The 23,186-nt window shown below is 67.0% G+C and carries 12 protein-coding genes, 4 tRNA genes and 2 pseudogenes; 14 read left to right on the top strand and 4 right to left on the bottom strand.

The annotated features are described in order from the left end of the window. The 6 genes and pseudogenes from VFI59_14445 to VFI59_14420 all read left to right on the top strand — a co-directional run. Nucleotides 1–2,639: ABC transporter substrate-binding protein (locus VFI59_14445; GenBank protein HET6714891.1), on the top strand; the 2,639-nt coding region annotated here is incomplete at its 5' end. A 156-nt stretch (nucleotides 2,640–2,795) separates the two neighbouring features. Then, a tRNA-Val gene (locus tag VFI59_14440) sits at nucleotides 2,796–2,874 on the top strand. Nucleotides 2,875–2,995: 121 nt separating this feature from the next. Further along, a pseudogene (locus VFI59_14435) lies at nucleotides 2,996–3,448 on the top strand (adenylate/guanylate cyclase domain-containing protein). Between the two features lie 474 nt (nucleotides 3,449–3,922). Then, nucleotides 3,923–6,091 carry an ABC transporter substrate-binding protein gene (locus VFI59_14430; protein HET6714890.1) on the top strand — a complete coding sequence of 723 codons (2,169 nt, stop codon included), beginning with the start codon at nucleotides 3,923–3,925 and terminating at the stop codon, nucleotides 6,089–6,091. A gap of 155 nt (nucleotides 6,092–6,246) precedes the next feature. Next, nucleotides 6,247–6,339: pseudogene (locus VFI59_14425) on the top strand (short-chain dehydrogenase). Nucleotides 6,340–6,497: 158 nt separating this feature from the next. Continuing rightward, nucleotides 6,498–6,576: transfer RNA gene (locus tag VFI59_14420), tRNA-Val, on the top strand. A 210-nt stretch (nucleotides 6,577–6,786) separates the two neighbouring features. Here VFI59_14420 and VFI59_14415 read toward each other — a convergent pair. Together VFI59_14415 and VFI59_14410 are read right to left on the bottom strand one after the other, a co-directional pair. After that, nucleotides 6,787–7,386 carry a hypothetical protein gene (locus tag VFI59_14415; GenBank protein ID HET6714889.1) on the bottom strand — a complete coding sequence of 200 codons (600 nt, stop codon included), beginning with the start codon at nucleotides 7,384–7,386 and terminating at the stop codon, nucleotides 6,787–6,789. A gap of 30 nt (nucleotides 7,387–7,416) precedes the next feature. Further along, complete coding sequence (locus VFI59_14410; GenBank protein ID HET6714888.1) at nucleotides 7,417–7,665, bottom strand: hypothetical protein; 249 nt, start codon at nucleotides 7,663–7,665, stop codon at nucleotides 7,417–7,419. Nucleotides 7,666–7,767: 102 nt separating this feature from the next. Between VFI59_14410 and VFI59_14405 the strand changes: the two genes are divergently transcribed. The 8 genes from VFI59_14405 to VFI59_14370 all read left to right on the top strand — a co-directional run bounded on the left by VFI59_14405 (nucleotide 7,768) and on the right by VFI59_14370 (nucleotide 21,235). Beyond that, nucleotides 7,768–9,483 carry a LuxR C-terminal-related transcriptional regulator gene (locus VFI59_14405; protein HET6714887.1) on the top strand — a complete coding sequence of 572 codons (1,716 nt, stop codon included), beginning with the start codon at nucleotides 7,768–7,770 and terminating at the stop codon, nucleotides 9,481–9,483. A gap of 918 nt (nucleotides 9,484–10,401) precedes the next feature. Then, nucleotides 10,402–13,587, top strand: coding sequence for an adenylate/guanylate cyclase domain-containing protein (locus tag VFI59_14400; GenBank protein HET6714886.1), 3,186 nt, complete (start codon nucleotides 10,402–10,404; stop codon nucleotides 13,585–13,587). Between the two features lie 345 nt (nucleotides 13,588–13,932). Next, a tRNA-Ala gene (locus tag VFI59_14395) sits at nucleotides 13,933–14,003 on the top strand. A gap of 246 nt (nucleotides 14,004–14,249) precedes the next feature. Further along, nucleotides 14,250–16,214 (top strand): ATP-binding protein, encoded by a 1,965-nt coding sequence (locus VFI59_14390; protein HET6714885.1) that lies wholly within the window; start codon nucleotides 14,250–14,252, stop codon nucleotides 16,212–16,214. Between the two features lie 200 nt (nucleotides 16,215–16,414). Then, nucleotides 16,415–16,497, top strand: a tRNA-Val gene (locus VFI59_14385). Nucleotides 16,498–17,169: 672 nt separating this feature from the next. Next, nucleotides 17,170–18,150 (top strand): inorganic phosphate transporter, encoded by a 981-nt coding sequence (locus tag VFI59_14380; GenBank protein HET6714884.1) that lies wholly within the window; start codon nucleotides 17,170–17,172, stop codon nucleotides 18,148–18,150. Beyond that, nucleotides 18,147–18,770, top strand: coding sequence for a DUF47 family protein (locus VFI59_14375; GenBank protein ID HET6714883.1), 624 nt, complete (start codon nucleotides 18,147–18,149; stop codon nucleotides 18,768–18,770). Before VFI59_14380 ends, VFI59_14375 begins: the two co-directional genes overlap by 4 nt. A gap of 431 nt (nucleotides 18,771–19,201) precedes the next feature. Continuing rightward, nucleotides 19,202–21,235, top strand: a complete 2,034-nt coding sequence (locus VFI59_14370; protein ID HET6714882.1) for an Ig-like domain-containing protein — start codon at nucleotides 19,202–19,204, stop codon at nucleotides 21,233–21,235. A gap of 251 nt (nucleotides 21,236–21,486) precedes the next feature. On the opposite strand, the gene VFI59_14365 is transcribed toward VFI59_14370, so the two are convergent. Further along, nucleotides 21,487–22,290, bottom strand: coding sequence for an LLM class flavin-dependent oxidoreductase (locus VFI59_14365; protein ID HET6714881.1), 804 nt, complete (start codon nucleotides 22,288–22,290; stop codon nucleotides 21,487–21,489). A 4-nt stretch (nucleotides 22,291–22,294) separates the two neighbouring features. Then, on the bottom strand, nucleotides 22,295–22,792 hold the full coding sequence (locus VFI59_14360) for a VOC family protein (GenBank protein HET6714880.1): 498 nt from the start codon (nucleotides 22,790–22,792) through the stop codon (nucleotides 22,295–22,297). Nucleotides 22,793–23,186: the final 394 nt, after the last annotated feature.

The following is a 23,186-nucleotide window of genomic DNA, read 5'->3' as shown; positions in this document are numbered from 1 at the left end:
GTGGTCCGCTGGAGCTGAAGGGGCTCGAACAGCCGGTCCATGTCATCGCGGTCGCGTCTGAAGACCAGGACGCCGCCGAGGCGATGGCCCCGTTCGTCCGGTCAACCGCCTCGGCCCGGACCCCCCGCAGACGGTGGAAGGCGGTCGCAGCGGTGATGGCGTTCGCCGTGGTCGCTGCATTGATCGCCGTGCCGCTGGTGGGCCGCGACGTGGCGAGCTCCGAGATCGAGCCGAACACGATCGGTTTCCTGGACCCGGAGTCGGGTGAGGTCACCACGACGGTCGAGCTCAAGGACCGCCCGGGGGCGGTTGCCGCATCGGCGGACGCCGTGTGGGTGACCAACCCCGACGTCGGGACCGTCACGCGGATCGACCCGAAGGCGCAAGAGATTCGCGACACCATCCAGGTGGGTGAGAACCCGACGGGGATCGCCGTCGGGGAAGGCGCCGTGTGGGTCGTGGAGAGTGGCGGGCCATCCGTCTCTCGCATCAGCCCAGACATCAACAAGGTCGTAGACACGATCGAGGTCGGGAACGGCCCGGCGGGCATCGCTGTGGGCGAGGGGAGCGTGTGGGTGACCAACCGGTTCGACGGGACGATCTCGCGCATCGACCCTGACAGGGGCGAGGTCGTCGAGACGATCCCGGTCGGGCTTGATCCGAGGGGTGTCGCCATGGGCTTCGGTGACGTGTGGGTGGGGTTGGCCGGGTCGAACACGGTGGTGCGGATCGACGCCCAGTCGAACGAGCGGACTGGCGTGGTCGGCGTTGGCAACGCTCCGGGATCGTTGGCAGTGAGCGCAGACTCTGTCTGGGTCGTGAACACCCTGGACGACACCGTCATGCGGATCAGCCCCGACACGAACTCGGTCGTGGGAACGGTCCAAGTGGGAGTCGGTCCTTCGGGTATCGCGGTCGTGGATGGGGCCGTGTGGGTGGCGAACGAAGCCGATGCGACGCTCTCGCGGATCGAGCCCGGTGAGACGCCCGGTCAGCCGTCCGTGGGCCAGAGGGTAGTCGGGAGCGTCCCGCAAGGCATCGCCGGCGTGAACGGCGGCCTATGGGTCTCCGTCCGCGGGGAAGCGACCTCGCATCGAGGAGGGACGCTCCGATTGGTTTCGCTCGACCCACCAGCATCGCTCGACCCGGCGAACGTGGATGAGGACCCGTGGCTCGTGCGGCATCTCCTTGGGGACGGTCTGGTCGCATTCGAGCCGATCGGTGGGATCAACTCCACGCTCGTCCCCGACCTGGCCATGTCCATTCCGACACCGACCGACGGCGACACAACGTACACGTTCGAGTTGCGGGCTGGGATCCGATACTCCAACGGTGAGGTCGTCGCCCCGGGCGACTTCCGCCGCGCCCTCGAACGGGCCTTCCGTCACGGTCTCGCCCCGGTCTACGGCGGGCTCATCGGGGGCGAGGCCTGCAAGGACGAGCCCGAAACGTGTGACCTCTCCGAAGGTATCGAGACCGACGACGTGACCCGTACGATCACGTTCCACCTGGTCGCCCCGGACCCCGACTTCCTCTACAAGCTCACGCTGCCGCCCGCCTACCCCCTTCCCCCCCCCGCCCCTGTCGAAGAACAGTTGACGTCGGGCGTCCCCGGCACCGGTCCGTACATGCTGGAAGCGCCGATGACCTCCGAGGCCCTTACGCTGGTCCGCAACCCTCACTTCCGCGTCTGGTCGCCGGCACAGCCCAACGGATACGTGGACCGGATCGAGTGGTCGTTCGGGGTCGAGTATGAGGCGCAGGTCGAGGCCGTGGCCGCTGGAGACGCGGACCTCGCGCTCGACGCATGGCTGTCGGAGGGACTCGCAGAGAACCTCGTGCGGTTTCCGGCGCAGGTCCATGTCTCTTCGACTGCCGAGACCTGGTTCGTTGTGCTCAACACCAAGGCGCCCCCCTTCGACAGCGTCGAGGTACGACGCGCGGTGAATCTCGCGCTGGACCGGGACCGTGTCGTGGGGATCCTCGGCGGCGGGGTACTCCCCCCGCTCCCGACGTGCCAGACGCTTCCGCCGAATTTCCCGGGATACGAGCCTTACTGTCCGTACACGATGGACCCCGGGCCGGAGGGGGAGGGGTCGTGGACCGCCCCGGACCCCGAGGAGGCCCAAAGGCTCGTCAACCGTTCGGGCACCAACGGGATGCGGGTCGTGTTCGAGTACGAGGAGGGGGAAGGTGGCGAGCCGAGCCTCGGGGACTACATGGTCGAATTGCTCGAGGATCTCGATTACCGCGCGAGCGCGAGGGCCGTCCCGCAGAGGGACATCGTTCGCCCGGGACGCGAGTTCCAGATGGTGCTGACCGGATGGTTCCCCCTCTACCCGGCCGCATCGGAATTCATCGCCGGCCTGCACAAGTGCGGCGCAACCTTCCATCCCATTCGCTCGGGGTTCTGCGACCCGGCGATCGATGCGATGATCGACCGCGCGATCGAGATACAGCTCGAGGACCCGGCCGCGGCCGGCGCGCTCTGGGCGGAGACCGACCGTGAAGTCGTCGATCAGGCCCCGTACCTGTGGCTCGTGAATCCCCAAGCCGCCTCGTTCGTCTCCGAACGCGTGAGCAATTACCAACAGAGCTCTCAGTGGGGCGTGTTGCTCAATCAGCTCTGGGTCCGGTAGCCGACGGTCCACGATGGTGGCGACGGCAGGGCACCATGATCAACACCCTCCGCCTGCGCCTCCGCAAGCCGCCAGCGGGTACGGCGTGCATAACACCTGCATAACAACCCGAAGGCACTCCAAGGTACTCAGCGGTACTCAACGACACACCGTTTCGGCACGTTAACGCCCTGACCTGCATGTTCGTCTCGCCCTTACAAGGCGAAGGTCGGGGGTTCGACTCCCTCAGCGCCCACCGAAGGGAAGCTCAGGTCGGAAGGGGTGACCTGCGTCGATCGACGCGCCTCGCACCGGTGCGCGGCGTACCTCTCCTCACCCACTCGCGCATCCCTCACGAGAAGAGCACACTGGCTTCGATGCGCCGACGATCTGGCACCCGCGCATTGGCTGCCGTCCTGTTCACCGACATCGTGGACTCAACGGCGGTGGCCAGCCGCCTCGGGGATGCGCGGTGGAAGGAGTTGATCGCTCGCCATCATGCAATCGTTCGGCGGGAGTTGAAGCGGTTTGGGGGCCGGGAACTCGACACGGCCGGCGACGGCTTCTTCGCGAGCTTCGGAGAGCCGGCGGCCGCGATCCGGTGCGCGTGCGCCGCTTCGGAGTCGGTGCGTGAGTTGGGCATCGAGATCCGAACGGGCGTGCACTTCGGCGAATGTGAACAGGTCGGGGGCAAGCTCGGTGGAATCGCGGTGGTGGTCGGCGCCCGTGTGATGTCGCTGGGGGGACCGGGCGACGTCCTAGTCACGGCGTCGACGAGCGATCTGGTCGCAGGAGCGGGCTTCGGGTTTCAGGACCGGGGGACCAACTCGCTGAAGGGCGTCGATGGGCAGTGGCATGTACTGGCTGTGGCCGAAGTGGACGGGGCACCAAGACCTCGGCCGGCCGAGCCGGAAGAGGCGGAGGAACGACTCAGGGAGGTCCGGCCATCGGCGCGGCTATCTCGGCGGTGGTTCACCTCGCGCCCCTGGGCGGTCGGCGTGGCGATCGCCCTGTTCGCGGCACTGGTCGCCGTCCCGTTGGCTCTTAGGGACGGGGGCAGCTCGGAGATCGCTCCCAACTCGATCGGCATCCTGGACCCCGACTCCGGCGAAGTTACGGCGACGGTCGGGCTGGAGGCCCGCCCGGGGTCGGTCGCCGCCTCAGCGGACGACCTCTGGGTGACGAACCCCGATCTCGGGACGGTCACGCGGATCGACACGAGCGACCAGGAGATCCGGGACAGCAGGATCCAGGTGGGAGAGAACCCGACGGGGATCGCCGTCGGGGAAGGCGCCGTGTGGGTCGTGAACAGCGGCGGGCCGTCCGTCTCGCGGATCAGTGCCGAGACGGGTGAGGTCTTCGACCCGATTCCGGTGGGAAACGGACCAGCGGGGATCGCGGTCGGTGAGGGCAGCGTATGGGTGACCAACCGGTTCGACGGGACGATCTCCCGCATCGACCCCAACAGTGGCGAGGTCATCGACATCCCGGTCGGGCTCGATCCGCGCGGGATTGCGGTCGGCTTCGACAGCGTGTGGGTGGCACTGCCGGGCTCGAACAGGGTCGTTCGGGTCGACCCCGCGACGAACGACGTCGCGGAGGAGATCGGCGTCGGAAACGGGCCGGAGTCGCTTGTCGCCAGCGAGGATGCCCTCTGGGTGGGTAACGTCCTCGACGACACTGTTTCGTCGATCGATCCCGGGTCCGGACGGGTCACATCCATCTTCGAGGTAGGAGACGCTCCATCGAGGCTCGCCCTCGTGGACGGAACCGTATGGGTAGCGAACGAGGGAGACGGGACGCTCTCTGAGATCGAGCCAGGTGGGGCGGCCGCCCGCCGCGTGGTGATCGGAAGTGTCCCACAGGGGCTTGCGCCCGTCGGAGATGATCTTTGGGTGTCGGTCAGCGAGGCGGCGACGTCGCACCAAGGGGGCACGCTGCGGGTGGTCTCGTATTACCCGCCGGAAACGTTGGACCCAGCCGTCGCGTACTCCCCGTTCGACTGGCGCGTGCTGCCCCTGATCGGCGATGGCCTCGTGGCGTTCAACGCGGTGGGAGGGATCGACGGCCAGACCCTGGTGCCGGATCTCGCGACGTCGATCCCCGGACCGACCGACGAAGGGAAGACGTATCTCTTCCATTTAAGGGAGGGGATCCGGTACTCCAACGGGGAGGTCGTCCGCCCGAAAGACTTCCGGCGCGCCATCGAACGAGTCTTCCTGCTCAAGAGCGACGGTGTGGGTCTCCTCGGCGGGCTGGTCGGCGGCGAAGCCTGTACGAAACGCTTCCGAACATGTGACCTATCGAAGGGCATCATGACTGACGAGGACGCCGGGACGATCACGTTCCACCTGACGGCAAGCGACCCGGACTTCCTCCACAAGCTCGCGATCCCCTTCACCTACCCGGTTCCCCCCTCCGTTCCAGACGAGGAGCAGCAAAGGTCCGGCGTCCCGGGGACGGGTCCCTACATGCTGGAGTCGCCACAGACCGCCGATGGGCTCGTGCTCGTCCGCAACCCTCACTTCCGTGTGTGGTCGGCGGACGCACAGCCCGGCGGGAATGCCGACCGGATCGACTGGTCGTTTCACAGGTCGGGATCGCTGGTCGGGACCGTGACCGGCGGAGAGGCCGACATCGCGATCGATCCTTCTTCGAGCCAGCTCGACGAGATCCTCGTGCGCTTCGCGGGGCAGGTCCACACTGCGCCGCTGCGAGCCATCGTCTATATCGCGCTCCATGCCGAGGTGCCTCCCTTCGACGACGTGCATGTGCGTCGGGCGGTGAACTTCGCGCTGGACCGGGAGAGGGTCGTCGAGATCCTGGGTGGCGATGCGGCGGCGGTCCTTACCTGCCAACAGATCCCTCCCAACTTCCCCGGGTACGGGCCGTATTGCCCTTACGCGGCCGAGGCGAGGACGGGAGAGGAAGCGTGGACGGCTCCGGATTCCGAGGAGGCCGAGAGACTCGTCGAGCGTTCAGGAACCGCCGGGATGCGGGTCACCTACTGGTTCCATCCCACCATCTATGGGTGCTGCGAGGAGGCCCTCGCTAGGTACATGGTCGAGATGCTCAAGAGCTTGGGATACCGGGCAAGTGCGAAGCCCGTCGGATTCGGGTTCCTGTTTGACTCCGCGAACCAGTTGCAGATGGCGTTCAGTTACGTCGGCGCTGATTACCCCTCCGCGTCGACCTTCATCACCCCCTTTGCCACGTGCGACGCGGTATTGAACTTGTCGGCATTCTGCGAGCCGCGAATCGACGCCATGGTCGGGCGGGCGACCCGTGTCCAGGCGCGCGACCCGATCGCGGCTCAGACGCTCTGGCGAGAGATCGATCGGGCGATCGTCGATCAAGCTCCGTACCTATGGCTGGTGAACCCTATCGGTGCAGACTTCACCTCTCCCCGCGTTGGGAACTATCAGGTACACCCTCAATGGGGTGTGCTGCTTAGCCAGCTCTGGGTCCGGTAGCCGCCAGGGCCTCGTCTTTCAATCGCCGGCGGCCACGATTCAGGAGGGCGTGCTTCCAGCTACTGTCTTGTCCGGATCCGCTGCCCTGGTCGCCCTGCGAACCGCTGCCGTAGCGGACTTCGTGAGCCTGAAGTCGGACACTCGGCGCGTGCTCTGGACCAGATGGAGCGTTCATCACCGGCAGCGACTTCCTCATGGACGGTGGTGTCACAGCGTCGTACTTCTACGGAGAGCTCGCACCTCGATGACGCCGGTCCCTCAGGCCATATGGAGGTCGTGGCCTACGCAGGAAAGCAGTCGTGCGGCAGCACCTAGTCGCGTGTCCGACGCTCGACCGCATAACACCCTGCATAACAAGCCGAAGGCACTCCAACGTACTCGGAGGTACTCAATGACACACTGTTTCCGCAGGTCAACGCCCTGACCTGCATGTTCTCTTCGCCCTTACAAGGCGAAGGTCGGGGGTTCGACTCCCTCAGCGCCCACCCGGCACACCATTGGTTCAAAGGCGGGCGTATCCGCGAGCCCGCTCAGGCGGTTCGACCACGGACAGCACAACTCCAGCCCATCGAGGGCACCGGAGTAGGCTCACACTCGTAAAGCCCCTGGAGTCGTGGGAGTTTCCGATGGTTGGCGAGATAGTGGGGCGCGGGCGGGAGCTCAGGACCATCGCCGCCTTCCTCGACGACGTGGCTTCAGGCACTCGCGGGCTCCTCGTAGCAGGTCCGCCGGGGATCGGCAAAACTGTGATCTGGCAGGCGGCTATGTCCTCGATTGGGGAGCGCGACTACGGAGTCCTGTCCGCCCGCCCGGTCGAGGCCGAGGCGCGCCTCTCCTACGCGGCGCTCGGCGACCTGATCGGCGACACGCTGGACGAGGTCGCCGATGCGTTGCCTCCGCCGCAGCGCCGGGAGCTCGACGTCGCGCTGCTGCGCACGGAGAGTGGCGGGCAGGGGGCCGACCGGCGAGGCGTCGCGATCGCGGTCTTTCGCGCGCTGCAAGCCATGGCCCGAGCCCAGCCGATAGTCCTCGCGATCGACGATGTGCAGTGGATCGACGGTCCCTCCGCCCAGGCCTTGTCGTTCGCGGTTCGCCGTCTCAATCGGGAGCCGGTCGGCGTCATGGCCACGCTGCGAGAAGCGCCCGGGCTGACGGATCCACTTGGCCTGGAGAGCGCCCTCGATGTGCGTGCGAGCCGGATGACCGTAGGATCGCTGTCCGTTGCTGCGCTCGCGGCCATCGTTCGGCGAATCTCGGAGCGGGAGATCTCGCATCCGCTCCTCGTTCGCGTGCACGAAGTGTCTCTGGGAAACCCACTCCTCGCCCTAGAGATCATCCGCGCGATGCAGCTCGAGGGAGGGGAGCCCGAGCTGGGTGAACCTCTTCCCGTCCCCGAGGATCTCGGCACCCTTCTTCGTGCCCGGATCGAGGTGCTCCCTGAGCGTGAGCAAGAGGCACTGCTTGTTGCCAGCTCGACGTCTCGTCCGACCGTGGCTCTTGTGCAAGCGGCACTGGGCAGGTCGGGCGAAGACGTTCTCGATGACGCCGAGTCGGCTGGGATCGTCCGCATCCACCGTGACAGGGTGACGTTCTCGCATCCCTTGCTCGCGTCGGCCGTGTATCAGGGAGCGTCATTCGAACGGCGACGGCGGACACACCTCCGACTGGCTAAGGTAGTGCGAGACGATGAGGAGCAAGCGCGGCATATCGCCCTCGGGTCGGCCGGCCCCGACGCCGAAGATGCGAAGGCGCTCGAGGCGGCGGCGCGGCAGGCCTACCTGCGAGGCGCGCCGGACGCAGCCGCGGAACTCTGGGAACTGTCACGACGCTCCACCCCGGTCGAGGATGGCGACGGAGTGCGCCGGCGCGGAACGTACGCCTCGGCCTGCGCGTTTGACGCGGGCGACGTCGCTGGGGCCCGCCTGATCGCCGATCAGCTCCTCTCCGTATCGCCGCCTGGCGAAGCACGTGCAGACATCTTCGATCTGGTTTCGTCGTTCGCGTGGTACGACGTGGTCGAGATCCGATCGCTGCTCAAGTCGGGGATCGAGGAGGCGCCCGATCCCTCTGGCGTCCTGTCGGCTATGACCGCCGATCTCGGGTGGGTCGAGATCGTCGGCGGCGATGTGCGCGACGCGGTGATGCATACGCGTCGCGCGATCGAGATCGGCGAACGCTCCGGTGATCGGGGAGCAGTCATGGTGGCTCTCATCGCCGCCGCACACGCCGAGTTCATGCTCGGTCGCGATCCGACCGGGTTGCTCGAGCGTGCGATCGACCTCGAGCGGGGGAACCACCTGCTGTCGTTCTTTCACGCGAACCCCCGTAACACGTTGGGCGCCACGCTCATGTGGGCGGGCGACCTTGCCGGCGCTCGTCGGGTGCTCGAGCAGTACTACAAAGAGACCACCGACCAGGGTCGCTACACAGCGCTCGGGGATGTCCTCGTCCATCTCGCCGAGCTGGAATCGAGAGCTGGGGACTATCGACGTGCCCTCGCCTACGCAGACGAACTGCTCGAGATGACCGTCGAGGCCGGATACGAGGGGATGCGCGAGCTCGGCCTGTGGGCGCGGGCTCTCGCCGAGGCGCATCTGGGCGACGTGAAGCAAGCACGCAAGGACGCGACCGAAGGGCTGGCGGTCGCCCAACGCCACGGCGACTTGCTCCACGTGATCACGAACCGATCCGTGCTGGGATTCCTCGACGTGTCGCTTGGTGAACTTGATTCGGCCGTCACGTTCCTCGCGCCACTGCCCGGGCTGCTCGACTCGCGCGGCATCGTGGAACCGGGCATCTATCCTTTCGTGCCCGATGCGGTCGAGGCGCTCACGGGCACCGGCCGTGTCGATCGGGCGCGAGAGGTCCTCGAACCCTACGAACGGTTGGGTCACGAGCTCGATCGTCCGCTGGTGATCGCGACCGCGGCGAGATGCCGCGGGTTGCTTGCGGCGGCCGATGGCGGGCTCGATGAAGCGCTGTCGGACCTTGAGCACGCGATCGATGCGCACGAACGCGTGCAGCAGCCGTTCGAACTGGCCAGGACGCTGCTGATACTCGGGGAGGTTCGACGACGAGCGAAGCAGAAACGTCCGGCGCGAGAGGCGCTCGACCAGGCCGTGGCCATCTTCGATGAGCTCGGAGCCCCGATCTGGTCCGCTCGTGCCCGGGCTTCGCTCGCTCGGATCAGCGGCCGTTCGGCCTCGGCGGGCGAGCTCACCGAGACAGAACGTCAGGTCGCGCACCTTGCGGCCGAGGGCAAGACGAACCGGGAGGTCGCCGAGGCCTTGTTCGTGAGCCAGAAGACCGTCGAGGCCAACCTGTCCCGCGCCTACCGCAAGCTCGGGATCAGGTCGAGGCGCCAGCTCGCCGAGCGACTCGACGCGCTCTAGCGAGGATCCTCACCCGGCTCATTCAGAGGGTGTTCCCCCGATTCCACGCCTCATGAGGGTCCCTACGGTGGATCCAGTTGCATCCACCGAGGCCGGGTTCGCCCGGGAGATGGAGAGGTCATGAGTACGAGGAGCGGCGCCTATCCGCAGTCCCACCCAGTCAGTATGCAGGTCTCGCTCGCCGCTATCGTGGCGTTGCTGGTGGTTGTGATCGCTCTCGCGGTTGTGCTCTCGAGGCCAATCGACGCCTCGGGATCTGCTCCCGTCGAGGGGGCACGCGGCGTTCATGCGCCCAACCAGACCTTCGCGGTGCCTGACTACGGCATCCTGCCTCACGGTCCTGACCAGATGCCCAAGCGGTTCTCGGCGACTGACTACGACATCCGGCCGCACGGGCTCAACCAGATGCCCAAGCGGGAACCGATCAGGGTCCGACACCCGCGCCGTGCATAACATCTGCATAACAACTCGAAGGCAGTCCAAGGTACTCAGCGGTACTCAACGACACACCGTTTCCGCAGCTCAAGGCCTGACCTGCAAGTTCGTCTCGCCCTTACGAGGCGAAGGTCGGGGGTGCGACTCCCTCAGCGCCCACGGAAAAAGCGTTGCAGCACAGGCATTCTGGTGTTCCGCTGGAGGTGGAGGTGGGGAGTCCCGAGCGCGCTGCATAACAGCACATAACGCGGGGCGCGCGAGGAACGGCAGATACTGCTCGTCCTCGACAACTTCGAGCAGGTGCTCGACGCCGCCGGCGAGGTCCCACGTCTGTTGACGGTCTCTCCGCGATCGAAGATCGTCGTGACGAGCAGGGGGCCGCTGCATCTGCGGGGGGAGCAGTCCGTGCCGGTGGCGCCGCTGCCCGTGCCTGACACCGACGGTCGCTGCACGTCAACGACGTGAGCGGCCTACCATCCCGGCATGCGCGCATGTCCGTCCTGCGGCGAGGAGAACTCGGATCGCGCGAGGTTCTGCCAGAACTGCGCGTCTCCGCTCGCTGCCCCCGAGGAGCCCACGGCCGAGGTCCGCAAGGTCGTGACGATCGTGTTCGCGGATGTGACGGGGTCGACCGCCCTCGGCGAGCACCTGGACCCCGAGGCGCTCCGCCGCGTCATGGGCCGCTACTTCGACGAGATGGAGCTTGTGATCCGCTCGCACGGCGGAACGGTGGAGAAGTTCATCGGCGACGCCGTCATGGCGGTCTTCGGGATCCCACGCCTGCACGAGGACGACCCGGTGCGTGCCGTCCGCGCGGCGAACGGCATGCACGAGGCGCTCGACATCCTTAACGCCGAGCTCGAACGCGACCACGGCGTCGGGATCCGGATCCGCATCGGCGTAAACACGGGCGAGGTCGTCACCGGCGATCCCTCGAGCGGGCAGCGGCTGGTCACAGGAGACGCCGTGAACGTCGCCGCGCGGCTCGAGCAGGCGGCCGTTCCGGGCGAGGTGCTGGTCGGCGAGTCCACGTACCGGCTCGTGAAGGACGCCGTTGAGGTCGAGGCTGTCGAGCCGCTCGAGCTGAAGGGCAAGACCGAGCGCGTGCCGGCGTTCCGGCTCGTCACGGTCCTGGCCGACGTCGCCGGCCACGAGCGCCATCTCGACTCGCCGCTCGTTGGGCGGGTGAAGGAGCTCGAGATGCTCGAGCGCGCGCTCGATCGCGGCCGAACAGAGCGGACGTCCCAGCTCTTCACGTTGCTCGGCTCGGCGGGTGTCGGGAAGTCGCGGATCGTGCAGGAATTCCTCGCCGGACCCGCCTCGTCGGTCACGGCACTGCGCGGCCGGTGCCTGTCCTACGGTGAGGGCATCACGTTCTTCCCGCTCGCCGAGGTCGTCCTTCGGGCGGGCGGCATCGTCGAGGGCGACCCGCCGTCGACCGCCCGCGAGAAGCTTGCGGCGCTCGTCGCCGACGCACCGGACGGCGAGCGGATCGCGCCACTCGTCGCAGGACTCTTCGGCTGGGGCGAGACGGGCGCGACCGAGGACGCGTTCTGGGCCGTCCGCAAGCTGTTCGAGCATCTCGCACGCGACCGCCCACTCGTCGTCGTGTTCGACGACATCCACTGGGCAGAGCCGACCTTCCTCGACCTGATCGAACACCTCGCCGACTGGACGCGGGACGCCTCGGTGTTGCTGCTTTGCGTCGCCCGGCCGGAGCTGCTCGAGATCCGGTCCGGCTGGGGCGGCGGGAAGATGAACGCCATCTCGATCCTGCTCGAGCCGCTCGCCGCCCACGACGCCTCGCTCCTGGTCGACAACCTCCTCGGACGAGCGGAGATTCCGTCGGCCGCCCGTGACCGGATCCTCGACGCGGCCGAGGGCAACCCGCTGTTCGTCGAGGAGATGCTCGGGATGCTGATCGACGACGGGCTGCTGCGGTTCGAGGACAGCACGTGGCGGGCCGTGGAGGACCTCGCCGACCTAACGGTGCCACCGACGATCCAGCTCCTGCTCGCCGCTCGGCTTGACCGCCTCGACGCCGAGGAGCGCTCGGTGGTCGAGCGCGGCGCCGTCGAGGGCAAGGTCTTCCACGCCGGCGCCGTCGCCAAGCTCTCGCCCGAGCGCCTCCGCCCGAACGTCCCGTCGCGCCTGCTCGCGCTCGCGCGCAAGGAGCTGATCCGTCCGGACCGCGCCGAGTTCGCCGGTGAGGACGCATTCAGGTTCCGGCATCTGTTGATACGAGACGCGGCGTACCAGGCGATGCCGAAGGAGCAGCGCGCCGACCTCCACGAGCGGTTTGCCGAGTGGCTCGAGCGCGCGGCGGGTGAACGCCTCGCCGAGTACGAGGAGATCCTCGCCCACCACTTGGAGCAGGCGCACCGATACAGGATCGAGCTCGGCCAGCCGGACGATCGCGCGAGAGTGCTCGGCGACGCCGCCGCCGAGCGTTTGATCCGATCTGCCGACCGAGCGCGCGAGCGCGGCGACTACACGAGCGCGCAACCACTTCTGCAGCGCGCCGCCGACGTGTCCGAGGGCAGCCTTCACGCCCGGGCGCTTTTCGAGCTCTCGCGAGCCCTCCTGGACCTGGACGACTTCCGCGGGAGCGTCGCGGCCGCCGAGAAGGCGATGACGGCGGCAGAGGAGAACGGGGACCGCGTGTACGCCCTACGTGCCAGGCTCATTTACCTGGAGGGACTGCAATCGATCGATCCCTCGTACACCCTCGAGCGGACGCGGTCTGAGAGCGAGGCGGCCCTCGCCGAGCTCGAGCGGCTCGGCGACGTGGCAGGCGTTCGACAGGCGAAGCTCGCGGTGGCCAGCACCAACTTCTACCTCGGGAACTGCGGAGCGTGCCACGCCGTCGCGGAGGAGCTACGCGACGCCGCCGCCGAGATCCCATTCATCGAGCGTCGAGAGATCACTATGAACATCACCTTGTCCTGCTACTTCGGACCGACCCCGGCCGCCGCCGCGATCCTCATGGTCGAGCAAGCACACGAGCTCGTCGCAGAGAGCTTGATCTCACAGGCGATGCTTTCCACGGTGCGAACGGGGCTGCTGGCGATGCGAGGACTCGCCGAGGAGAGCCGCGCGGAGTCGTTCAGCGCGGACGAGCTCTGGGACGAGGTCGGGGGCGCCGAGCTGCGGCTGACGGCTAGACAGGCGGTGGGTGAGGGGGAGCGGTTCCTCGGCCGCCCCGATGTGGCGGAGGGGATCTTTCGCGCTGCGGCGGAGCAGCTGACCACGCTCGGCGAGACGGGGTTCAACTCGACGTACTCGGGGCTGCTCGCACTCTCGCTCTGCGATCAGGCGAAGTTCGACGAGGCAGAGGTGCACGCAGCGAGGAGCCGCGCGCTCGCGGCCGAGGACGACTTCGCGTCCCAGGCAGCTTGGCGGATGGCGCAGGCGCAGGTCCTCTCATACCGGAGGGACTTCGTCGCGGCGCTGGCGCGAGCGGACGAGGCCGTCGCGATCAACGGTGCGACCGACTACATCAACTGGCAGGGCGAGGGGTACGAGATCCGAGGAGTGATCTTGCTCGCCGCCGGCCGCATGCCCGAGGCGAGGGAAGCGTTCGCCGAGGCGCTCGAGCGGTACGAGCGCAAGGGAACCGTTTCCTGGGCCGAGCGCGTGCGTTCGCGCCTTGACGCGTTGGGGCCATGATGATGTCGCCGATTGCTGGGCAAGGTCTTCAAGCCAAGCATGGGCTACCCAAGGCCGACCAGCCCTCCAGGTTCGAGCCCATCCCGCTTGCTGGGCTCGGCGCGACGACCATCGATTGGGATAGATGAAGCGACGCCACCCGGCAGTCGTCTGAACGACATCCTCCACGGCGCCGATCCTGTTGATGGCGCAAAGAGATGTCCGAGATGTACTTCGAGCTGTGACGAAGGCTGCACCGAAGAAGTCGAGCGGGAACTCTCCATCCTCCGCATAACACCTGCATAACAACCCGGAAGCACTCCAAGGTACTCAGCGGTACTCAACGACACACCGTTTCCGCTCCTCAACGCCCTGACCAGCACGTTCGTCTCGCCCTTGCAAGGCGAAGGTCGGGGGTTCGACTCCCTCAGCGCCCAACCGAGAAGTAGAACTCATCGGCCCCGCGGGCAGATACTCGTGGAGGCACCCTGTTCCGGTCTGACCCATCGTGTCAGTATCGAGTTATGGCAGCGGAAGCTGCTCAGCCGTCCCGTGGCGTGTCCCGTCTCGCGTGGGTGCTGTGGGTTCTCGCCGTAGCACTCGCTATCTCCGGCGGCGTCCTCGTCACCCTCAACGGCCACCCGATCGTAGGGAACGTCACCGTTGCGACGATCTATGTATCGATGGGATTCGCCGGCGCACTGATCGCATCGCGCCAGGCCGAGAACCCGATCGGCTGGGTGCTGATCGGCTCCACGGTCGTGATCGGCCTAGCGTTCGCGACCAACGAGTATTCCGTCTACGCCACCGAAGACCCAGCATCGCCCCTACCAGGCTCGATCTGGGCCGCATGGGTGGGAACCTGGGCATGGGTGGTCGGGCTCGGGCCGATCCTCACCCTGCTGTTCCTGCTCTTCCCCGACGGCCGCCCGCCCTCGCCGCGATGGCGTCCGGTCGCCCAAGCATCCGTGGCCGCGATCGGGCTCACTGCCCTGTTCGGCGCGGTCGATCCCGAGGCCGACCTCGGAATCCCGGGCACCAACCCGCTCGGTATCGTCGCGCTTGGCTCTTCAGCGGAAGGGATCGCCGGGTTCGGATTCATGCTTCTCGTGGTGCTCGGGGTGCTCTCGGTGGCCTCGTTGTTCATCCGCTTCCGACATGCGAGAGGTGAGGAGCGCCAGCAGATCAAATGGCTCGCTCTATCGGCGACCCTCGTGACGACCTGGATCGCGCTGTCGGCGCTCGGCGAGGCGTTCGGGATCGAGTTCCTACGCGACTCAACGTTCATTGAGGTCTTCGGGGCGGTGGCGATCCTGTCGATCCCTGTCGCAGTCGGCATCGCCATGCTGCGCTATCGCCTGTACGAGATCGACGTCGTTATTCGCAAGACGGTTGTCGTCGCGGTGGTGGTGGCCTTCATCACGATCGTCTACGTCGGGATCGTGGTCGGGATCGGCGCGCTGGTCGCCGGCACGGCCACGGAAGGCCCATTGCCGATCATCGCCGCGGTCGTCATCGCTGTCGCCTTCCAGCCCGTTCGAGCAAGGGCAAACCGGATCGCGAACCGGCTCGTACTCGGCGAACGAGCGACGCCGTACCAGGTCCTGTCGGCGTTCTCCGAGCGGTTGGTCGGCGCATATGCGAATGACGACCTGCTGACCCAGATGGCCACGCTCATCGGGGAGGGAACCGGCGTTCGGCGCGCCGTGGTGTGGTTGAAGATCGATGATGACATTCGCCCGGCCGCCTCCTGGCCGCCGGAGGCCCCTGACGGGTCCCGTGCTTCGATGGAACAACCTCGCCGGCTCCTCGAAGGGGGACTGCCCGAGCTCGATGGCTCGCGCGCGTTGGAGGTGCGTCACGAGGGGGAGCTCCTCGGCGCGATTTCGGTTGACGAGCACACCGGGGAGCCCCTTTCCCACGAAGCCGATCAGCTGCTCCAACACTTGGCGTCGCAGGCGGGTTTGGTGCTGCGGAATGCCCGCCTGACGGAGGAGTTGCGCGCCCGGCTCGTCGAGTTGCAGGCCTCCAGGCAACGGATCGTGGCTGCCCAGGACGAGCGCGCGAAGCAGCTCGAGCGCAACATCCACGACGGCGCTCAGCAACAGCTCGTGGCGCTTGCCGTGAAGCTCCGCGTGGTGGAAGGGCTCGCCGAGCGGGAGCCAGCCAGGACCAAGGCCATGCTCGCCGAGCTGCGGGCCGAAGCGACTTCAGCTCTCGAGAACCTCCGCGACCTGGCCCGCGGTATCTACCCTCCGCTTCTCGCGGACAAGGGTTTGCCCACCGCGCTCGAGGCACAGGCCCGCAAGGCCCCCCTCCAGGTGAGCGTCGCGCCCGACGGCGTCGGCCGATACCCGCAGGAGGTGGAGGCGGCCGTCTACTTCTGCTGCCTCGAGGCGTTGCAGAACGTGGCGAAGTACGCACGCGCCTCGCACGCCGAGATCCGACTGTCGACGAGCGGTGGCGAAGTGGCGTTCGTCGTGGCGGACGACGGCGAGGGGTTCGACCCCAACGCGGTCCCGCACGGGAGTGGCTTGCAGGGCATGGCCGACCGACTCGAGGCGGTCGGCGGAACGCTGGAGATCCGCTCGCGGCCCGGATCGGGGACGACGGTGACCGGGCGCGTTCCCGCGGGGACGGCTGAGTAGGGGGCAGGTCAGCCGATCGCGATCGGCGCCCTCGCTGATCGGATAGAACGACTCCGCTCCGATGGACGCTCGGCGCTACCCGCCGCGCTCCTTCGTGGGATCGACGCCAAAGCCCCGGCGGACGACAGCCTTACCGCATAACACCCGCATAACAACCCGAAGGCACTTCAAGGTACTCAGCGGTACTCCACGACACAGCGTTTCCGCTGGTCAGCGCCCTGACCTCCAGGTCCGGCTCGCCCTTACAAGGCGAAGGTCGGGGGTTCGACTCCCTCAGTGCCCACCGTGCAGAAGATGAGGGAGATCATCCCGCACTTACTCGATGGCCGCCGCTCTCGCGGGCCTGGCCTGCTGGTGGTCCAGCGACCACTCACGGCCCGGAAAGCGAGTTTCACCAGTCCGAGTCGCGCCGCTCGTGCCCGGTGAACGTGCCAACCGGATGCGGCGCGCCGCGACTCCGCGACCGGTGAACGTGGAGGACGAAGAGTCCCGGCAGCCTACTCCCGTGCTCGGCGACGAACTGGACGAGACCGGTCGGCCAGACATAGTGCCGTCCGTGAGCTCCTCCACCACGACGATCGAGCCACAGAACACGCACGACTCGACCGGCCCCCTTCCCAGGGCAACGGCATGCCAACAGCTGGGTAAGGGAGCTCGCCGGTCAACTTCTCCACGACGTCACCGTGCAACGCGACCGCGGTCCGGGCCTTCGCGGACAGGCCTTCTTTCGACCTTCAGCTCGATCCCGTGGACTCGCACGGCTCTGGTGCACAACACCTGCATAACAACCCGGACGCACTTCAAGGTACTCAGCGGTACTCCAAGGTAGAGCGTCTTGCCTGCTCAACGGCGCGACACGCGGATCGCCGACCTCCGCGGCGCGGAGGCTATCATCCGCGGGGTCGAGGCCCGCGGGAGAAGGAGGCCTGCGACGGGTTTCCGGCTTGCCATCGCCATGGCTTTCGCATTCGCGATCACGAACGGGTTCCACGACGCCTCGAACGCGATCGCGACGCTCGTTGCGACGCGGGTGGCCCGGCCCGTGCAGGCGATCATCCTCGCAGCCATATGCAACCTCTTCGGACCGCTCCTCCTGGGCGCGGCGGTCGCCGACACGATCGCGAACATCGTGACGGTGCCGGCCGACGAGGAGGTCATGGTCGTGGGCGCCGGGCTCACCGGCGCTGTGGTCTGGAACGTGATCACCTGGTGGCGTGGGATCCCGTCGAGCTCCAGCCATGCTCTTGTCGGCGGACTCGTGGGTTCCGCCCTCGCGACGGCAGGCGTGAGCGCGGTGAACTGGGGCGGGATCGAACACGGACGTCCGGTCGGGGTGTTCGGCGCCCTGATCGCGCTCGCGATATCGCCGGTGCTCGGGTTCGCGGCGGCGGCCGTGTTGCTCCGGATCGCGCGTCGCGGGCTCCGCCGCGCCTCGGTGCGCATCGACGGCGTGATCCGGAGCGCGCAGTGGGTGACCTCTGGATGGCTCGCCTTCAGCCATGGTGCGAACGATGCGCAGAAGGCGGTCGGCATCATGGCCGCGCTCCTGCTCGCGACCGGACGCACGACCTCGCTACAGGCGCCCACGTGGGTCACGCTGGCGTGTGCGTTCGCCCTGACGCTCGGCACCGCGATGGGCGGCTGGAGCATCGTGCGGACGATCGGGAGTCGCATCGTCCGACTGCGGCCTCTCGATGGACTCGTCAACCAGGCGAGCTCCGCCGGGGTGATCCTCGCGTCGTCGGTGATCGGTGCTCCGGTCAGCACCTCGCAGATCGTCGCGTCGTCGGTGGTTGGGGTGGGCGTCGGGCGGCGCCGCACCCGACATGTGAACTGGAGGATCGTGTCAGGCATCGGGTTCGCGTGGCTGACGACCATGCCGGCTGCCGCCGCGCTCGCCGTAGTCTCGCTCCCAGTCTGGAGGTGGCTCGCTTGAAGCTCCCATGGTTCGTGCCCGAAGACCGCGACGTGATCGGGCTGCTGCGTGCGCAGGCCTCCATCACGATCGAGGGTCTGGAGGCGTTCGTCGCGTGGTCGGTTTCCGGCGGCGTCGGCGATGCCGATCGGGTCCGCGCGCTCGAGCACGAGGCAGACGATCGCAAGCGCGACGTGCGGGCCGCCCTCACCGAATCGTTCACGACGCCTCTTGACGCCGAGGATCTCTACACGATGTCCGAACGGCTCGATGGCGTGATGACGGGCGCCAAGAATGTCGTGCGCGAGGCAGAGGTGATGGGGATCCCCCCCGACGACCATGTCAGCGAGATGGCCGAATACCTGCTCGAAGGGGTCCGGAGGTTGGACGACGCGTTCAGTCGTCTCACGAAGGCCGGCGCGAAGGAGCACGGCCCGGCCACCGAGGCGGCGGACGCGGCCATCAAGGCGCAGCGACAACTTGAGCGTGTCTACCGGGACGCCGCGTCGGCCCTGATCAAGGTCGACGACCTCCGTCAGGTGATGGGGCGACGGGAGCTCTACCGTCGGATCTCCCGCCTCTCAGACGAGGTCATCGAGGTCGCCGAGCGCGTCTGGTACGCGACGGTGAAGGAAGGCTGAGGTGAGGCGCGCTGAGGGCTCCGGGTCGTCCAGCCGCGCTTGAGCTTCTCTTGGCCGGCATACGTGCTCGATCGCAAAACTCTTGCATAACAACCCGAGGGCACGCCAAGGTACTCGGACGTACTCAAGCCCCTGACCCGCAGGTTCGTCTCGCCCTTACAAGGCGAAGGTCGGGAGTTCGCCCACCAAGAGAAGGCCCAGTTCAGGAAGTTCCGCGTCCGTGTTTCCACCCGGAGCCGGGCAAGGCCGCGCGAAGGATGCGCGGCGGATGCTTCGCAACTCCGGCATGCTTCGTAGTGAGTTGGACCGACTGCCCGAAGGAGCAACGCACCGTTAGCGTGTCGTCTACAAGCTGAGATTCCTACTCCCGGGTGGGCCATCTCTGGAATCTCCCGGAGCGGCCACGTATACCCGGACAGAGGGGGCTCCGCATGGACCGTTCGGGCTCGACGCGTAAGACCTGCGTCATCGTCTTCGTATTCTTCCTGTTGTTCGCCATCACTGCATCCCCTGCAAGCGCTCAGGACAGCAAGGGGGTCGATTTCTGGCTCACGTTCCCCGGCAACTTGGGCGCCGGGGAGCTCTCCTTGTTCATCACGGGTGATACCGCCACCAGTGGGACGGTTTCCATCACTGGTCTGTCCTTTACCGCTCCGTTCACGGTGACGCCGGGGACGGTCACGACCGTCGGGTTGCCATCATCCGCAGGGCTTCAATCCTCGGACGCGATCCAGGACCTGGGCATACACGTGACCGCCAACGCCGAGGTCGCTGTCTATGGGCTGAACCGAGTCCAGTTCACGACCGATGCGTATCTCGGATTGCCAACGGACGCGCTGGGTACGGACTACATCAATCTCGGTTACCAGAACGTCGACGTGGTCAACGCCACGCAGTTCGGAATCGTCGCGACACAAGACAGCACCTCTGTGACCATAACGCCGACCGTGACGACCGATGGGCACACGGCAGGCACCCCCTATTCGATCAACTTGAATCAGGGGCAAACGTACCTGCTGCGGAATCCAGATCCGGCCCCCGCGGACCTCTCCGGCACGCTCATCCAGTCCTCGAAGCCAATCGCCGTGTTCGGAGGTCATCAATGCGCGAATATCCCGCCGGGACGCGTCGCGTGCGACCAACTCGTCGAGGAGCTCCCCCCGGCGACCGCGTGGGGTTTGAACTTCGTGAGCATGCCGCTCGCCACGAGGACCGGCGGCGACACGTTCCGTGTGCTGGCGTCACAGGACGCAACGACGGTGAAGTTGAACGGCGCGACCGTTGCGACACTGAACCGCGGGCAGCTTCACGAGCAAATCGTCTCGGGACCCGCCCAGATAACGGCCGACAAACCTGTGTTGGTGATGCAGTACTCCAACAGCACGTCCTTCGACAACGTGACCTCAGATCCCTTCCAGATGATGATCCCGCCTTACGAGCAGTTCCTCGCCGGGTACACGGTGTCCACACCCGCCTCAGGGTTCGCGCTGAACTTCATCAACGTCGTCGCGCCCGATGCTGCGGTGGGGGCGATCACCCTCGACGGTTCCGCAATCCCTTCGGCATCCTTCACAGCAATCGGCGGGTCCGGGTTCTCTGGCGCGCAGGTGCCTGTAGACCTCGGTTCGCACACGCTGTCTGGGCCGCTGCCGTTCGGGGTCCACAGCTACGGGTTCGCTGACTTCGACTCCTACGGCTATCCAGGCGGGCTCTCACTCTCGGAGATCGCGCGCGTCGCGAGCGTGACTTTGGCGCCCAAGACGGCGAGCAACCAGATCAACACCCAGCACTGCGTCACCGCTACCGTCAAGGACCAGAACGGCAACCCCCTGCCGGACATCCGCGTCGACTTCGGCGCTTCCGGGGCGAACGCAGCGACCGGCTTCGCGTCCACCAACGCAAGCGGAGAGGCACAGTTCTGCTACACCGGCGCGAACCCCGGCGACGACATCATCACCGGGACCGTCGGGGCGTTGTCCGATACTGCCTCGAAGACCTGGGAGGAAGGTTCTGGGACCGGGGCCGACCTGTCGGTCGCCAAGACCGACTCTCCCGATCCCGTCAGACGGGGGAAGAAACTGACCTACACGATCACGGTATCCAACCTTGGACCTTCGGACACTACGGACGTCATGCTCGAGGACACCCTGCCGCGAGGCGTGAGATTCCTCTCGGCGGTAGCCAGTCAAGGGAGCTGCTCCAGAGTCGGAAGATCCATCACCTGTCGGCTCCAGTCGATCGCCAGCGCCAACTCCGCCACCCTCAGAGTCGAGGTGCGCCCAAACAGCTGCGGCCCCAAGACCAACCGCGCACGGGTCACGGCGAGCGAGATGGATCCTGACCTGACGAACAACTCAGCCAGATCCGTAACGAAGGTGATCAGGTGCGGGGACGATGACGACGATGATGACGATGACAATGACCGTTCGGTCGGCAGCGGGGAGGCGCTGACCACCCAGGGCTAGACGATGGCAGCATTGCGATTTTCGGCTTCGAGCGCTCGCGCGGCCCCAGCGGCTCGGCGTTTCCAGCCAGTGATCGCGTTTCCGTCGTCGGCCTGTCGCCCGTCGAGCAATCGCCGAGCTGGACGCTCTCGGGGAGTCAAGCGAGCTGGACAGTGATTCGGCGTAGCGACCCGGGATTCTGAGATGCCCCCTCTCGGAGGGAGCGGTTCCTCAACTGCGCTCCACGATCGTCGCAGGCCCGAACTGACGCTTCATCCCGCCGGGCCTTCTCGGATCACACCGCGAACCTCGTCCAGCGAGATCCCGGGCTCCAACGCGGTCATCCACCAGTTGGCGCCGGCCTCGGCGTACGGGGCGACATCGCTGCCCGGGCGCAGCTCGACGGCAATGTCGTAGGGCGCCGGGTTGTCGCCGCGCAGGTCGCGCACGGCCGCGACCGCCTGCGCGAACTCATCCACGTTCTCGAGGTTCACCGGGAAGAAGCCGTCGTAACGGGCGGCACGACGCAGCGGCTTGACGTTCCCCGGGAACCCCGCGGTCCACACCGGTACCCGCGGCCGTTGCACCGGCCGAGGCAGAAACTGCACGTCATCGACCAAGTAGTGCCTGCCGCGATGGTTGACCGCCTCGCCGGACCAGGCAGCCAAGAGGATCTTGAGAGCCTCGTCGAGCATCTGGCCGCGCACCCGGTCATCGAGCTCCTCCCCGGTCTTCGAGAACTCCGCGGCGAACTGGTCCCCGCCCAGACCAACACCGAGGATGAGGCGGCCACCGCTGAGCACGTCCAGGCTCGCGGTTTCCCGTGCGACCTTGGCGGGCCGGCGGCGCGCCAACGGTGCGACCATGGGGCCCAGCCTCACCCGTTCGGTGGCAGCGGCGATCGCCGCCAGCGTGATCCACGGGTCGGCCACGCCCCGAATCGGCTCACGCCAGCGGAGCTGATCCCACACGAACACCCCGTGCCAACCCCGCTCCTCCGCCTCGGCGGCCAGTCGTGCGACCACGCCCGGGTCGGCAAGCTCCTCGAACAGCGGCAACCACAGTCCGGAACGCATGGCGTCAGCCGGAGCTCACGCCCTCGTGGGCGTCGGCCGCCCGCTGGAGCTCGGCGACATCGATCTTGCCCATCTTGAGCATCGCCTCCATGGCGCGGCGCGCACGCTCCGGATCGGGATCTCCAACGAGCTCGTTCAGCTGGCGCGGAACGATCTGCCACGACAGCCCGAATGGGTCTTTGAGCCATCCGCACGGGCCCGGCTCGCCTCCGTCCGCCGTGAGCGCATCCCACAGCCGGTCGACCTCGTCCTGGTCCTCGCACTCGATGACGAACGAAACCGCCTCGTTGAAGCTGAAATCCGGCCCGCCGTTGAGGCCCTGGAAGTGCTGGCCATTGAGGGTGAAATCGACCGTCAGGACCATCCCGGCCGGCCCGCTGGGCGTGTCGGCAGGGGAGCGCCAGACCTTGTCCACGCTGCTGCCCGGCAGCAGGCTCGTGTAGAACCTGGCCGCCTCCTCAGCTTTGCCGTCGAACCAGAGGCAGGGAAAGGGGTTGCGCATCTTGTCCTCCTGTGAGCGTCCGTTTGCCATTACCTCATCGCAGGATAGGACGGCACAGGCGCACCGAACTCATCGATGACGGCGGTCTTGGCTTGCCACCTGCACCAGCGGACGAAGGCAGGGCCCGCGGCGCGATCGCGGCGGGCGCCGTTACCCCTCGCGCGGCGCGGCGCCCGCCTAGGGGTCGCCTCAGCCCCAGGCGATACGTCGCTTCGATCTGGACAAGGCGCCTGACAGCTTTCGCCCCTTTCGACTGGTTCCCGACAGGGGCACGAACCTCCGCAGACACGACAGGGCTGGGCGTGGCGCTCCTGTAGCCACCTTGAAGAAGCCGAAGCTGTGGGTGCGGTCCTCGGAGGCCTGCTCGCTGAATGACCGGATGGACGCCTTGATC

The sequence above is a fragment of the Actinomycetota bacterium genome, assembly GCA_035697485.1.
Lineage (GTDB): Bacteria > Actinomycetota > UBA4738 > UBA4738 > HRBIN12 > JAOUEA01.
Note: the sequence above shows the minus strand (reverse complement) of the source record. Positions and strands in the feature narration are given on the sequence as shown.

Coding starts and splice junctions, on each gene's coding strand:
- VFI59_14390 (HET6714885.1), top strand. CDS start 14,250: ATGGGATTCGCCGGCGCACTGATCGCATCGCGCCAGGCCGAGAACCCG.
- VFI59_14400 (HET6714886.1), top strand. CDS start 10,402: ATGCGCGCATGTCCGTCCTGCGGCGAGGAGAACTCGGATCGCGCGAGG.
- VFI59_14380 (HET6714884.1), top strand. CDS start 17,170: ATGGCTTTCGCATTCGCGATCACGAACGGGTTCCACGACGCCTCGAAC.
- VFI59_14360 (HET6714880.1), bottom strand. CDS start 22,792: ATGCGCAACCCCTTTCCCTGCCTCTGGTTCGACGGCAAAGCTGAGGAG.
- VFI59_14365 (HET6714881.1), bottom strand. CDS start 22,290: ATGCGTTCCGGACTGTGGTTGCCGCTGTTCGAGGAGCTTGCCGACCCG.
- VFI59_14370 (HET6714882.1), top strand. CDS start 19,202: ATGGACCGTTCGGGCTCGACGCGTAAGACCTGCGTCATCGTCTTCGTA.